Source organism: Salinibius halmophilus, from assembly GCF_003577475.1.
Classification (GTDB): domain Bacteria; phylum Pseudomonadota; class Gammaproteobacteria; order Pseudomonadales; family Natronospirillaceae; genus Salinibius; species Salinibius halmophilus.
In genome coordinates this window covers 29,518-44,551 of sequence record NZ_QPEP01000014.1, presented here as the reverse complement: position 1 = coordinate 44,551, position 15,034 = coordinate 29,518, and the positions used below count along the sequence as shown (strand labels likewise).

The window sequence follows — 15,034 nt, the reverse complement described above, 5'->3', positions numbered from 1 at the left end:
GTCATTGTTAGAAATTGAATCTTCAAAAATATTTTTATTATTTGTATAAATTTAAAATAAATCAGAAAAAATAAATAAAATATTATAAATAATGAATTAATAGATGTATAAATTATACGGTGCGCTAATGGTAAGTAAATTACATACTAAGTAGCATATCTTTTACGCAAGTCGTTTCTGTTTGGTTTTCGCCGTTGACTGCTGATGTGTATCAAGTGCAGTATGAGATGTGAATCACAAAAATGCAGGAAGCGACTTGCTCAGCCTCCCTCGCTGTGGATGGAAGTAGGAAACTTTCGACCACCGTCTTTACAGTCTTAACCGCTCCTGTATATCTGTTGATAAGAACTAAATCGGCTTGTGCGTTGTTAGCAGGCAGGAGAGTAGAGTGAAACAGTATTTTCTTCGGCGCTTGTTGCTGCTGATCCCAACATTTTTAGGGGCGACCTTCTTAATTTTCGCCCTGACGCGGTTTGTGCCAGGTGGCCCGGTTGAGCGCATCATCATGGAATCGTCTGCTATGGGCGGTGCCGAGAGTGGTGGTGGGTCGCGTACCTCGATGATGCTGACCGACCGGCAAATCAACGAGCTAAAAGAATACTACGGCTTAGATGAGCCCATCCCGACTGCTTACCTTGATTGGCTAGGCTCGGTGCTTACATTTGACCTTGGCTACAGCCAACGTTTTTATATGCCGGTAATCGATATGATTGCTGAACGTTTGCCTGTGGCGGCGTTTTTTGGCATCAGTACGTTTCTAATCTCTTATCTCATTTCCATTCCGCTTGGCATTGTAAAAGCCATGCGCCACAACGGAGTCATTGATAACGTCACCTCTTGGTTAATCTTTATTGGTTACGCGGTGCCAGGCTATATCGTGGGTATCCTGCTGTTGTCGTGGTTGTCGTTCGACCTGCAAATATTCCCGATGGGCGGCTTTACCAGTGATAACTTTGATGACCTCACCTTCTGGGGTCAGGTGAAAGATGTAATGTGGCACACCACGCTGCCATTAATCTGTTACCTCATTGCCGACTTCGCCGTGCTAACGGTCACCATGAAAAACAACCTAATGGAAAACCTCAGTGCCGATTATGTGCGCACCGCCGTGGCGAAAGGCTTGTCGTTTAAACAAGCGGTTATGGGCCACGCCTTGCGCAATAGTTTGATTCCATTGGCCTCACACTTTGGCAACTTCTTAACGGTTTTCTTTGCCGGTTCGGTATTGATTGAAGTGATTTTTAACATCGACGGCATTGGCTTGCTAAGTTTTGAAGCGCTAGTGAATAACGACTATCCAGTGGTGATGGGACTGCTGTCTATTACCACCATTTTATTCCTCGTTGGCAACATCGTTTCAGACATTCTGGTTGCCTTAGTTGACCCACGCGTGAAGTACGGGAGCTAAACATGACGGATCAAGCGATTAATCAAACAGCGCCAGCGGCTAAAGCCAAACGTGAGTTTTTTAGCCCGTTAACGCTTAAAAAGCTGCGCCGCTTTCGTGCCATTCGCCGCGGTTATGTGTCGTTTTTAATTTTGGCTGGTTTACTGTTGTTCTCATTGTTTGCTGAGCTATTTATTAATAACCGAGCATTGCTCGTGAAGTACGAAGGCAAGCTGTACTTCCCAACTTACTCAGATGTTTACGTGGGTACCGAGTTTGGCCTCGACTATCAGTACGAGACCAATTACCGCGACCTGCAAGCCAAGTTCGCCGCCGAGGGGGGTGACAACTTTGTCATCATGCCTCTTGTACCTTGGAATGCTTACGAACAAGACTTTATTGAAGGCAGCTTTCCACCTTACCCACCTAGTATGGAGCGCGAGCACTATTTAGGCACCGATGCCATTGGTCGTGATGTACTCGCCCGCCTAGTTTATGGCTTTCGTGTCGCCATGACGTTCGCCATTACAACGGTGGCGGTCAGTATGACCATAGGTGTGATATTTGGTTGCATGATGGGCTACTACGGTGGTTGGGTCGACCTAGTGGGTCAGCGTTTGATTGAGATTATGACGGTGGTGCCGTTTTTATACATCATCATGGTGGTCGCCAATATTCTCCAGCCAAGCGTGTGGGTACTAGCACTGATCTACATTCTTTTTGGCTGGATGGCCTCTACTTGGTATATGCGCTCAATGACCTACAAAGAGCGCGCCCGTGATTATGTGATGGCAGCTAAGTCTATTGGGGTATCGAACCGTCGCATCATCATTAGCCACATTCTGCCCAATACCATGGTCATGATTGTCACCATGGTGCCATTTTTCATGGTTGCCGCCATTGGCGCCTTAACGTCGCTTGACTACCTTGGTTTTGGTGTAAAACCACCAACCCCAAGCTTAGGCGAGCTATTGAAGCAGGGTAAAGCCCACCTAGACAGCCCGTGGATTGTGTCGTCTGCCATTGCCGCCACAACGCTGATTTTGGTGCTGGTGCAGTTTATCGGTGAAGCCATTCGCGAAGCCTTCGACCCTAAGCGATACACCAAATACGAATAAGTTCACAACCCGCCCAGCAAAGCTGGGCCTATAAAAACATAACAATACGAGGGACAAAGCATGAAACCGATAAAGCCCGTAATGGGTTTGCTTTCTGCCGCTATCCTGTCTAGCGCTTTATTAGCTGGCTGTGGTAGTGAGTCTAACGAAACCCCTGCTGCCAACGCCGATGTGGCCGAGCAAACCACTGCTGCCAGCGCTTACCCAGCAACAGCAGAGCTGCCGGCAAACATTGAATGGCTAACCAATGACTCAGACCCAGTGTTCGCCAACGTGGATGCACCAAAAGGTGGCGAAATTACTTACGCTGATTCGTCTTTCCCACTCACCATTCGTGGCTTTGGTCCTGACTCAAACAGCGCGTTTGCTACCTATGTTCGCTCTACTTGGACCACGCCAGTGCTCATGCACCCAAATACGCGTAACTATGTGCCGTATGTTGCAACGCATTGGGCGTATGGTGAAGACGGCAAAACCATTTACTTTAAGTTAAACGAAAATGCGCGCTGGTCGGATGGTGAGCCACTAACGGCCGACGACTACGTGTTTGGTCAAGAGTTCCTAACTTACGAACCACTACAAGCGCCTTGGTATAAAAACTACTTCACCGAAGAAATTGTTGAAATTGCTAAGGTAGATGAGCACACCATTAAGGTGGTGGCGAACTCGAAAAAAGCACCAGATGAGTTGTTATACCAGTTGAACTCTATCCATGCGATTCCTGAGCATGCCGTGAAGCCAGTACTCAACGAAGAGTTTATTCGTGAGCAAAACTGGACCATCTTCCCAGTGCTATCCGCCTACAATTTCACTGAAATTGACATGGGTAAAAAAATCACCATGGAGCGCAACCCAGACTGGTGGGCGAAAGACCTGAAGTACTTCCAAGGCCGTTACAATGTTGACAAAATCAACATTGAAATTGTTCGTGACCTAGACATTCAAAAGCAAGCCCTCAACAAAGGTGAGATTGATGCATTGGCATTGGTATGGCCTGAACAGTGGCACAGCTTTAACGACAACTACTCTGCTTGGGCGAATGGCTACCTAGCAAAAACCTGGGTATATGCCGATGCACCTCAGGGCTTGGCGGGTATTTGGCTAAACCAAGATCACCCTCTATTAGCGAACAAAGACATTCGCTTGGGTGTGGCAGCGTCGCTGAATATCGAAAAAATGATCAATCAAGCACTACGCGGTGACTACACGCATATGCGTACCGTTGGTTCTGGTTATGGTCGTTACACGAATCCTGACGTAAAACGTTACGACTTCGACCCAGACCTAGCACGCGAGCATTTTGCTAAAGCCGGTTACGACCAAATTGGTCCGAATGGCTTCTTGATGAATGATCAAGGCCAAGAGCTAGTCGTTGAACTGCTTTATATGTGGAATGCTCACACTGAGCGTGTTGCCATTTTGACCGAAGAAGCGAAAAAAGCTGGCTTAAACCTAAAGCTAACCTTTATTGAGGGCTCGCAAGGTTGGACGGCAGCACAAGAGAAAAACCACCAGGCTGCGTTCATTGGTATGGGTACGTCTTTCTTCCCAGATCACTTCCAGTATTTCCATTCAGAAAACGCCAAAGCCAACACCAACAGCTTTACTATGATGCGTGATCCAGAGCTGGACCAGTACCTCGAAGCCTACCGCAACGAGTTTGACCCTGCGGCGCGCGAAGCAGCGAACCATAAAGCGGAAGAAATCATTATGGAGAGTGCGGCGTTTATTCCAACGTACTCAGTTCCATTTGACCGCTATGTGCACTGGCGTTGGTTGAAGTTACCTGAAGAGCCAGGTACGTCACTAACTGACTCTCAGTACCTATACGGCGTAGGTGGTTATCACCGCTTCTGGGTAGACCAAGAAGAAAAAGAGCGCACCCTGGCCGCTAAAGCAGCCGGTGAGAAGTTAGACCAGATCAACATCATTGATCGCACATACCAAGCGAAGTAAGTAGGAGCGACAAATGACCGACACCATTCTCTCGGTACGTAATCTCTGTACGGAATTTACCGTCGAGTCTGGAACTGTTCGCGTGCTAGACGGCGTGAGCTTCGATGTTCCAAAAGGTAAAACATTGGGCATTGTGGGCGAGTCTGGCTGCGGCAAGTCGGTCACCGCTGCGTCGATCATGAGGTTGCTACCGCAGCCTCATGGCAAGATTGTCAGTGGCGAGATTCTTTACGATGGTAAAAACCTCGCCACCTTATCTAAAGAAGACATGTACAAGGTTCGTGGCGATAAGATCTCGATGATCTTCCAAGAACCCATGACTGCGCTAAACCCAGTACATACTGTGGGGCGGCAAATTTGCGAGGTGTACGAACTACACCGGCCAGATTACGATAAAGACAAGCGTAAGCAAAAAGCCATACGCATGTTGGAAAAGGTTGGTATTCCCGAGCCAGCCAAGCGTTTTGACGAATACCCACACCAGTTGTCTGGTGGTATGCGCCAGCGCGTAATGATTGCCATTGCACTGGCGTGTGAGCCAGATATCTTGATTGCCGATGAGCCTACCACAGCGCTCGACGTGACCATTCAAGCGCAGATTCTCGACTTGATGAAAAAACTGCAAGACGACAATGGCATGTCGATTATTTTTATTACCCACGACCTAGGCGTTGTGGCTGAAATGTGCGACGAAGTGGTCGTGATGTATGCCGGCCGTGCGGCTGAGCAAGCCGATGTATTTAAACTATTTGAAAACCCAAGCCACCCATACACTCATGGTTTGTTGAGCTCGATTCCCAAGTTAGACAGCCAACCACGTACTCAGCTGCCTACCATTCCTGGATCGGTGCCTAGCCTGTTAAACATGCCATCTGGCTGCAGGTTCCAAAACCGTTGTGATTTCGCCACCGATCAATGCCAGCAAACGCCAGAGCAAACTCTGATAGCCAGTGACCACAAAGTATTTTGCTGGCAATGGCAAACCCTTAACCAGAAGCGTGCGGAGGCATAATTATGGCTGAACCAATTTTACGTATTCGCCAGCTCAAGCAGCACTTCAAACTGGGTGGTGGATTATTTCAGAAGAAAAACTTTGTTTATGCCGTTGATGGCGTGTCGTTTGACTTGTACCCAGGTGAAACCCTAGGTTTAGTTGGCGAGTCGGGTTGTGGTAAATCCACGCTTGGCAAAACCCTGCTACGCCTGCATGAACCCACTGCAGGCACTATTGAGTTTGAAGGCCAAGACATCACGCATTTGGGCGAAAAGGCCATGCGTCGATTGCGCCAAGATATTCAGATTATCTTCCAAGATCCAATGGAGTCGCTCAATGCGCGCCACACCATTGGCATGATTTTAGAAGAACCCATGATGGTGCACGGCATTGGCACCCCAGCTGAGCGTCGCGAACGCGCCAAAGCACTGCTAGAGCGCGTTGGTTTACCACGTGATGCAGTAGACCGCTATCCGCATGAGTTTTCTGGTGGTCAGCGCCAGCGTATTGGCATTGCCCGCGCCATTTCATTAAAGCCTAAGGTCATTGTTTGTGACGAGTCGGTGTCGGCACTAGATGTTTCTGTGCAGTCGCAGGTGCTGAACCTGTTACTCGACCTGCAGCAAGAAATGAACCTAGCGCTAATTTTTATTGCCCACGACCTGTCGGTTGTGCGTCACGTATCGGATCGTGTGGCGGTGATGTACCTAGGCCGTGTGGTAGAGCTAACCGACGCGCATACCATTTATTCATCACCAAAACACCCGTACACCCAGTCATTGATTGATGCGATTCCTATTCCCGATCCGCGCCAGCGCGACCGTGAGCGCATTCGACTAACCGGAGATGTGCCATCGCCAATCAATCCACCAAAAGGCTGCCACTTCGCCGCGCGCTGCCCGCGTGCAATGGATAGGTGTGTCACTGAACAACCACAGTTGATTACCCTGAGCGAAGGCCACGAAGCCGCTTGTTTTCTTAACGAGTAGGTTTTACAAACCGCAGGTTTGGGAAACATTGACCGGTGGTGACACATGTTGCCCGGCGCAAACACACGCGCCGTGCAACCTACGGCTGCAAATCTTGCGAACTATTCATTCGTCATTCTTCATAACCACATGGCACAATTGCCCTCTGTTTTTAAAACGTGAGGGCATATGAGTAAGCTCGAAAAAAATGTCGAAAAATGGTTCTTTGCTACCCGCTGGTTGCTGGCGCCATTTTTTATTGGTTTGATCATTGCGATACTAGCGCTGCTGTTCAAATTTAGCGTCACACTATTCAAGCTGGTGATCGGCGTATTTGAGAACACCGCAGCAGAAGTAATTATCTCCACCCTAACTCTGGTCGATACTGCGCTGCTTGCGGGGTTATTGCTGATCGTTGCATTTAGTGGCTATGAAAACTTTGTTTCCAAGCTAGGCGTTGATGACCATGAAGACCGGCCATCATGGATGGGCAAGGTTGGTTTTTCGGCGTTAAAAATGAAGTTAATCAGTGCCATTGTTGCCATTTCAACCGTTGAGCTACTCAAGGTATTTATCAACCTAGCCGAGTACAGCCCGGATATCCTGTGGTGGAAGGTCGGCATTCACACCACCTTTGTGGTATCGGGCGTATTGTTCGCGTTAACCGATTACATCGCGCGTCGCCCGTAAATCTTTAGTTGGACATACCCGCACCGCGCCATTGTTGGAAAAGTATTGCCAGCACAATGCAGATTAACCCGAGCACTGTGCTTGGGTGGATCTGCTCGCCAACAATAACGGCCAGTAGCACCAGCGAGATAAACGGCGATAAAAAAATTAGGTTACTGGTGCGTGCGGTGTGTTGAGTCAGGGCGAGGGCTTTGCCCCATAAAACAAAGGTGATGCCCATTTCAAAAATACCCACATAAATGGCCGCCACGTTACCCTGCCAAGTAAGGCTTGGCAGCTCACCTTGCCAGGCACTCAATAGCCACAACATAGGCGTGGCGAGGGTAAACCCGACGGTCATCAGCGTGGTGGCGTTAAACTGGCTTGCCCGGGTGATGATCCAATAGCTTGCCCACAGCAGCGTTGAGCCCAAAGCCAAGCCCACACCGGCTAGGTTATCAGGCAGTTCAGGTTGCCCTTGGCTGGCAATGATGACCACCCCAGTGTAGGCCACTAGCATGGCTAACCAGTCGTACCAATGTAGGCGCTGGCGCAAAAAGATCGCCGCCATAATGGGCAAAACCATAGCCCAGCTATAGTTCAACGCTTGGGCTTGCGAGCCCGGTAGCAAATCATAGGCTGCAAACAACACCAAGTAGTAAGCCGTGGGGTTGATGATGGCGACGCTAATGGCCAATCCTGTGTGCTGGCGAATGATCTGCCAGCAGCTGGCAAGCTGATGTCGGCTAAGTAGCCAGAGCACCAACATCGAGGTGCTGCTGGCAATGGTCAGCAGGGTTAGCGGCGAGTAGTGGCGCAGCGCTAGTTCAAATGCCGTGGCCACCGTTGACCACAGAGCCACCGCGGCGAGGGCAAACAATAGGGCTAGTTTTTCGGTTTTAGTACTCATCGGTTACCTTGGTTAATGCAGCTGGCTCAATACTACAGCAAGGCAAAATTCCTCAATAACTATTTGCTAAATATGCTGCCAAAGTTGACTCAAATCATCTAAGGGGAATGTCAAGATAGAACTATATGTAGTGTTTGCTATAGCTTATAAGCACAATATGTAGTTATTTCAAAAGGGAGTTGTTCGTGACGGTTGCACAACAAACTAGCCATCCTCAGGTGGTAAAACGCGACGGATCTGTGGCGCCATTCGACTGGGACCGCATTCGCTATGCCATCGAAAAAGCCATGGTGGCGGCCAATGTCAGTGACCCGACATTTGCCATTCAAATCACCGGTAGTGTCTGTGCCACACTCGATGGCATCGATGAGGTCAATATCAGCGACCTGCAGCAGGCCGTTGAAGATGCCCTGATGGCCAGCAAATACAAAGCCGTGGCACGTACCTATATTGAATACCGCCACGACCGCGACATCGCTCGTGAAAAACACAGTCAGCTCACCAAAGAAATCCGTGGCTTGGTTGAGCAAAGCAACTCAGACCTGCTCAATGAAAATGCCAACAAAGACTCAAAGGTGATCCCCACCCAGCGTGACTTACTTGCTGGCATTGTGGCCAAGCACTATGCCAAACATCACATGCTGCCACGCGCCATTGTGGCGGCACATGATAGTGGCGACATTCACTATCACGACCTCGATTACGCGCCGTTTTTCCCTATGTTTAACTGCATGCTCATCGACCTAAAAGACATGCTGGAAAACGGCTTTAAAATGGGCAATGCCGAAATCGATACGCCTAAGTCGATTACCACGGCCACGGCCGTCACCGCGCAAATTATTGCGCAAGTGGCCAGCCATATTTATGGCGGCACCACCATTCACCAAATTGATGAAGTGCTGGCGCCATATGTTGAGTTAAGCCGCGCTAAGCACCTTAAGATTGCCCATGAATGGCAGGTCGCCGACCCAGAGGGCTATGCTGACCAGCGCACTGAAAAAGAGTGCTTCGATGCCTTTCAGTCGTTGGAATATGAAGTGAATACCCTGCATACCGCCAATGGCCAAACGCCGTTTGTGACCTTTGGTTTTGGTCGTGGTACCAGCCAGGCAGCGCGCTTGATTCAGCAGGCCATCTTGCACAATCGTCTTGCTGGGCTTGGCAAAAACAAGCGCACGGCGATTTTCCCTAAACTGGTATTCGCCCTTGAAGACGGGGTGAATCTCAAGCCAGCCGACCCCAACTACGACATCAAACAACTGGCACTAAAATGCGCCAGCGAGCGCATGTACCCAGATATCCTGAGTGTGCCGAAAGTGGAAGCGGTGACCGGCTCGTTTAAAACGCCAATGGGCTGTCGCTCGTTTTTGAACCCTTGGCATAACGAAGCGGGCGAGTTGGTGCACAATGGTCGCAATAACCTAGGCGTGGTGAGCCTAAACCTGCCGCGTATTGCCCTATTAGCCGAAGGCGACGAACAGCGTTTTTATCAGTTATTAACGCAACGCCTGGCCACCGCCAAAGCCGCGCTGTATACCCGCATTGAACGCTTGCAGTCGGTGAAAGCCCGTGTGGCGCCTATTTTGTACATGGAAGGCGCGTGTGGTGTGCGCCTGAACGCCGATGACAGTGTGGCTGAGTTGTTTAAAAACGGTCGCGCGTCGATCTCGCTTGGCTACATTGGCATTCATGAGGCCGTCGTTGCCCTCTATGGTCAAGATAAGCACCTTTATGACGATAAAGCCCTGCAAGACAAAGCGCTGCAAATCATTGAGCGCCTCAAGCAGGCTGTTAACCAATGGCAGGAAGAATCCGGCTACGGCTTTAGTCTATATGGCACGCCTAGTGAAAACCTGTGCTCACGCTTTTGTAAGCTGGATGCGGCCGTCTTTGGCATGGTGCCTGGCGTGACCGATAAAGGCTATTACACCAATAGCTTCCACCTAGATGTGCAAAAGAAAGTCAGTCCATGGGATAAAATCGACTTTGAAAAGCCATTCCCGGTGGCCTCCAGCGGTGGGTTTATCTGTTATGGCGAGTTTCCCAATATGCGCCACAACCAAGCCGCGCTGGAATCGGTATGGGATTACGCCTATCAGCACGTGCCTTACTACGGCACCAACACGCCGATTGATGAATGCTATGAGTGCGGCCTTAAAGGCGAATTTGATTGCACCAGTGATGGTTTTCAATGCCCAAGTTGTGGCAACCACGACCCACAGAAGGTCTCGGTTACCCGCCGTGTCTGTGGCTACCTCGGCTCACCCGACGCCCGCCCGTTTAACGACGGCAAACAAGAAGAAGTCAAACGCCGAGTAAAGCACTTGTAGTGCGGTGGCCAAATCTATGCATTTCTCAGCTTATTATCCAACTGATGTGGTCAATGGCCCTGGGGTGCGGGCAACCTTGTTTGTCAGTGGTTGCACGCATGCTTGTGAGGGTTGCTATAACCGCGCGACTTGGGGGTTTAGGTTTGGTCAGCTGTTTGATCAGGCGATGATCGAACGTATTGTCGCCGACTTAAACGACCCGCGTGTTCATCGCCAAGGCTTGTCGCTCAGTGGTGGCGACCCCTTGCACCCAAAAAACTTGCCGAGGGTGGATGAACTGATCGACGCCGTACGCCAGCGCTGCCCGGGTAAAGACATCTGGTGTTGGAGTGGGTATCGCATTGAAACCCTGACTAGTGCCCAACAACAGGTGGTCGCCAAGCTTGATGTACTGGTGGATGGCCGCTTTGAGCAATCTCAGCGCAGCCCTGAACTGCCTTGGCAGGGCAGTGCTAACCAGAGAGTGATTTACGTGTCGGCTTGGTATGCGGCAGCTCTGGAGGGTGTTGGGTAAAACTAGCGTGCCATTCAAATAGTTTGTGGCGTGGCATTGGCTTGGCTAGGTAATAGCCTTGCATATGCACACAACCCAATCGCACCAGCTGCTCAGCTTGTTCAAGGGCTTCTACGCCTTCAGCAATTAGCTCAAAACCAAGTAGGTCAGCCAATGAAGCGACTACCAGTACGATGTTGCCATCATTTTCGTTGCTGGCAATGTTGTCGATAAAACGCTTATCAATTTTTAACCGATTAACCTGCAATTGAGCTAGGTAAGCCAGAGATGAATAACCGGTGCCGAAGTCGTCTAGGGCAATTTGGAAACCAAGCCCGCGTAGACGGCTAAATAGCTTTTGCGTGTCTTCTAATGACTGTAGCGCGAGTGACTCAGTCAGTTCAATTTCTACTCGTTGGTTGGGCACGTTGTAGCGCTGGCAAGTTGCAAGCAAACGCTCTATGAAGCCATCTTGATGGAGCTGCTCGGCACTCACGTTAATCGCCACATGAAACTCGCTTTCCACTTGCGTAATCAGGTCTCCCATCTCTTTAATTGAGCGTTGAATCACCCAATCACCAATTTGATTAATCATGCCCGTGTGCTCGGCAATGGGAATAAACTCGCTTGGCGAAATAGCACCGACTTGTGGGTGTTGCCAGCGTAATAAGGCTTCAATGCCTTCCAAGTCTTGGCTCACCACGTTTACCTGTGGTTGATACACTAACTGGAACTCGGCATCAAAATCGGCATCGCGCAAGCCTTGCTCAATCAGATGGCGGCGGCTCTCTTGGCTATGCATGGCCGCAGTGTAGGCGAGAATTCGGTTTTTACCGGCAGCTTTGGCTCGATACATAGCAGTATCGGACGCATGATAGAGCTCGGTAAAGGTTTCACCATCAGTAGGAAATGTTGCAATGCCAAAGCTCATGCCAACTGTGAGTTCGGTGGTGCTGGTTAACTGAATAGGAAGGCTAAACAGCAGGAGCAGTTGATCTGCCAGCGTCCTTGCGCCTAGTTGGTCGGTATCTTCGAGTAGCAGCATAAACTCATCGCCGCCCATGCGCGCAATCAAGTCATCATCACGACAGCGAGCAGTAAGTCTTTTTGCTACTTGCGTAAGTAGTTGATCACCTAGCTGATGACCATGGGTGTCGTTAATGCGTTTGAAATTATCTAGGTCGATGTGTATCAAGCTAAGTGGTTTGCCGCTGCGGGTAGCGCGTTTTAGCGCTTGCTCAACATGGTCCTGAAAGTGCAGGCGATTAGACAGCCCAGTTAGCTCGTCTCGTTGTGCCTGCTGCTGCAATTTTTGCTGCATGGCTTTCAGCTCAGAAATTTCGGTCAATACAGCAACAATGCGACTAGGTTGATTAATACCGGCGCGAATGCGAGACAGCGTTAAGTAGGTAGGAATTAGGTCACCCAATGTTGTGCGGCAAGCAAACTCACCTTGCCAGTAGCCTTCCTCTAAAAGTTTTGTCCAGTGATGGCCTAGACGCGATTCGCTTAAATCAGTTGGTAAAAAGGCTTTAAATGATTGGCCGATAAGGTCTTCGTCTGCAATGCCCACCAAGCTGCACGCCGACTGATTACACCAAGTAATAAATTGTGAATCATCGAGCAGTACCACTGCTTCTTGCATTTGCTGCATAGCATGTTGCATCAACTCAAGCTGAGCTTGCCGCTGTAGGCGGTTACTGATGTCTCGTACGATGATGAAAAAACTACCATCGAGCATTTTCGATAAACGATATTCAACTGGCGTCCGTCGAATTCTGCCATTGAGTGTTGCGGTTTGCTCAAACTCATCGATGTCTATAATTAAATCTTCAAAGGCGTACTTTTGCGCTTCTTCATGCCCAATGCCGGTCATAATTTCAAAGCTAGGGTTAACTTGTTGAACCCGCTCATCAGCATCAAACAATACAAAGGCTTCATTAGCATTGTTGATTAGCTGCTCATGGAGCTGCTTTTGGCTGATGGCTTGCCGGTCGGCCATAATCTGCGAGGTGATGTCGTTGAGCGTGCAAAGATAGCTGTTTTGTTGGTAAATTTTAGCGATGGATAGCTGAACGTACCTTGTGTGGCCATCGACATCTTGTTCAATAAGGTGTTGCCAGTCTTTTTGTGGCTGTCCAAGCTTAATCTTTAAAGAAGCTTTTTCTTGCTCTGGTATCAGTGACCAAAGCGACATATTGGTGACAACCCTGTGTTGCGGGAATAGTCGATGCCAGGCTTGGTTGACGTCTATGACTCGCCAATTACTGTCTAGGCGCATCACTGCTTGTGGCAAGGCATCAATGGTGGCTTTGATAAAAGCTTGGTCTTGCGAATGCGCGTTGCCGGCGTAGTGGGGAACCTCTCTTGCGACACAAAGATAGCGTTTTTGATCAGTTAAATACTGACAGCGAGCGGTAAAGGCTTTCTCGCCACCGTTCACTTGCAGTTGATAAGACACCTCTTGCACGGATTGCAGGCGCTTAGCGTCTTCCAAAGCCATGCCAATGCGCTGTGATATTGGTCCTGGTAGCAGTTTCGCCAAAGGCATGCCCACAGTTTCTTCGACTGTGTAAATCGCTAGGCTGCTGTCGGGTATAAACGCGCCGGTAACCTTGAAGTGTTCATCCAAGTGAAATACAAGGTCGTTGTTCAAGTTTAAATAGTTCGCTAGGTCGCTTTGGCTCGGCATATACTAGTCCCCAATGATGTTACAAGTTTAGCCAAGCTGTGCAAAAAGCGAGGGTTCATTTTTTTGTGTAAGGGGGCGCCTTGAGCGAATCGGCCTTATTAACTGTGGGCACTGGGTTTTACTGGCTGTTACTGGTGTTAGTCACTGTTCGAATTTTAACGAAACGCAGGCACGTGGCTGGCACCATGTCTTGGTTGTTGTTGGTATTACTGCTGCCTGCTGTCGGCATATTGCTCTACTTTTTATTGGGCGAGCTGTCGCTTGGGAAAAAGCGCGAGCAACGGGCTCGTGAAATGGTCAAACCCTACTTGAGCAGCTTGTCTTATCTGCATGACCGAGTCGCCCCGCCTAAACCAGGTGGCGAGCAAGCGTTAGCCATTCACCAAGTGCTTGCTAAGCGGTTAGGGGTGTCGGCGCTTTCGTACCAACATATTCAGCTATTACACACGCCGAAAAGTATTTTTGACGCCTGGCTGCAAGACATCGCTAGCGCGCAAACCAGTATTCGAATGGAGTTCTATATCTGGTTTCCAGGCCAGCGTGTGGATGCCATTGCCGAAGCCTTGATTGCAGCCTGTACTCGCGGCGTATCGGTTGAACTCATCATTGATCATGCCGGCAGTCGTGCCTTCTTTCGTTCTGCCCAGTGCAAAGCTATGCAAGCAGCAGGGATAGAAATTGTACCGGCACTGCCCGTAAAACTTTGGCGTTTTGCTTTTCGTCGCTTAGATTTGCGCATTCATCGTAAACTGATTGTGATAGACGATCAGGTTGCTTACACCGGCTCGATGAATATGGCCGACCCCGAGTGTTTTAATAAAGATGCTGGGTTTGGACAGTGGATCGACATCATGTTGCGATTTCAAGGCACCGCCGCCTTGGGCATTAGCAAGGTGTTTGCTTGGGATTGGGAAGTAGAAACTGGAGAGCGGCGATTGCCCCAGTACACCGAGCAAGTAGGGGTAGCGAATGAATGGTTGTCTATTGTGCCGTCAGGCCCTGGCATTGGCGATGATGTCATCGAGCAAATCGTGCTATCTAGTATTCATCGTAGTAACAAAAAAATAGTCATTTGCACGCCTTACTTTGTGCCGTCAGAAGCAGTATTCGAGTCGCTGTGTCAAGCCGCCAAGCGTGATGTACAGATTGATATCATTGTGCCTAAACACAATAACTCCTGGCTTGTGAAATGGGCGAGCTATTCTTATTACCAAGATCTGCTGCAATTAGGCGCCTGCATCCATAACTTCGACGGTGGCTTGCTGCACACAAAAGCCATTTTGATCGACGATGAACTGGCACTGGTGGGCAGTGTGAACTTGGATATTCGCAGCCTGCAATTAAATTTTGAGTTGTCGGTAGCACTTTTTAGTCAGCATAGTTGCGAGATGATTGGAGCGCTGTTAGAAAGTTATCTTGAAGACAGTGAGCCTGTTCGATTGTCACAGTGGATACAGCGTCCACGCAGAGCCAAAGTTTTGGAACGTGTTATGTACTTTTTGAGTCCTATTTTATAG

11 protein-coding genes are annotated in these 15,034 nt (G+C 49.3%); 9 read left to right on the top strand and 2 right to left on the bottom strand.

Annotation, left to right across the window (positions count from 1 at the left end):
• The first annotated feature begins 388 nt into the window (after positions 1–388).
• The 6 genes from DUW71_RS15345 to DUW71_RS15320 all read left to right on the top strand — a co-directional run bounded on the left by DUW71_RS15345 (position 389) and on the right by DUW71_RS15320 (position 7,113).
• Positions 389–1,408, top strand: a complete 1,020-nt coding sequence (locus DUW71_RS15345; RefSeq protein ID WP_119396152.1) for an ABC transporter permease subunit — start codon at positions 389–391, stop codon at positions 1,406–1,408.
• Positions 1,409–1,410: 2 nt separating this feature from the next.
• Positions 1,411–2,505, top strand: a complete 1,095-nt coding sequence (locus DUW71_RS15340) for an ABC transporter permease (RefSeq protein ID WP_119396151.1) — start codon at positions 1,411–1,413, stop codon at positions 2,503–2,505.
• A 60-nt stretch (positions 2,506–2,565) separates the two neighbouring features.
• On the top strand, positions 2,566–4,461 hold the full coding sequence (locus DUW71_RS15335) for an extracellular solute-binding protein (RefSeq protein ID WP_119396150.1): 1,896 nt from the start codon (positions 2,566–2,568) through the stop codon (positions 4,459–4,461).
• A 13-nt stretch (positions 4,462–4,474) separates the two neighbouring features.
• Complete coding sequence (locus tag DUW71_RS15330; RefSeq protein ID WP_119396149.1) at positions 4,475–5,473, top strand: ABC transporter ATP-binding protein; 999 nt, start codon at positions 4,475–4,477, stop codon at positions 5,471–5,473.
• A gap of 2 nt (positions 5,474–5,475) precedes the next feature.
• Positions 5,476–6,444 (top strand): ABC transporter ATP-binding protein, encoded by a 969-nt coding sequence (locus tag DUW71_RS15325; protein ID WP_119396148.1) that lies wholly within the window; start codon positions 5,476–5,478, stop codon positions 6,442–6,444.
• 168 nt (positions 6,445–6,612) lie between these two features.
• Positions 6,613–7,113, top strand: a complete 501-nt coding sequence (locus DUW71_RS15320; protein ID WP_119396147.1) for a TIGR00645 family protein — start codon at positions 6,613–6,615, stop codon at positions 7,111–7,113.
• 4 nt (positions 7,114–7,117) lie between these two features.
• On the opposite strand, the gene DUW71_RS15315 is transcribed toward DUW71_RS15320, so the two are convergent.
• Positions 7,118–8,002: a DMT family transporter gene (locus DUW71_RS15315; protein ID WP_119396146.1), complete on the bottom strand. Its 885-nt coding sequence runs from the start codon at positions 8,000–8,002 to the stop codon at positions 7,118–7,120.
• Positions 8,003–8,187: 185 nt separating this feature from the next.
• Between DUW71_RS15315 and nrdD the strand changes: the two genes are divergently transcribed.
• Together nrdD and nrdG are read left to right on the top strand one after the other, a co-directional pair.
• Entirely contained in the window at positions 8,188–10,332 is a 2,145-nt protein-coding gene (gene nrdD, locus DUW71_RS15310; RefSeq protein ID WP_119396145.1) for an anaerobic ribonucleoside-triphosphate reductase, read from the top strand.
• A 16-nt stretch (positions 10,333–10,348) separates the two neighbouring features.
• Entirely contained in the window at positions 10,349–10,846 is a 498-nt protein-coding gene (gene nrdG / locus DUW71_RS15305) for an anaerobic ribonucleoside-triphosphate reductase-activating protein (protein ID WP_119396144.1), read from the top strand.
• On the opposite strand, the gene DUW71_RS15300 is transcribed toward nrdG, so the two are convergent.
• Positions 10,785–13,517, bottom strand: a complete 2,733-nt coding sequence (locus DUW71_RS15300) for a sensor domain-containing protein (protein ID WP_119396143.1) — start codon at positions 13,515–13,517, stop codon at positions 10,785–10,787. The genes nrdG and DUW71_RS15300 overlap by 62 nt on opposite strands.
• Before the next feature lie 80 nt (positions 13,518–13,597).
• Here DUW71_RS15300 and cls point away from each other — a divergent pair, with 80 nt between their 5' ends.
• Positions 13,598–15,034: a cardiolipin synthase gene (gene cls / locus DUW71_RS15295; RefSeq protein ID WP_119396142.1), complete on the top strand. Its 1,437-nt coding sequence runs from the start codon at positions 13,598–13,600 to the stop codon at positions 15,032–15,034.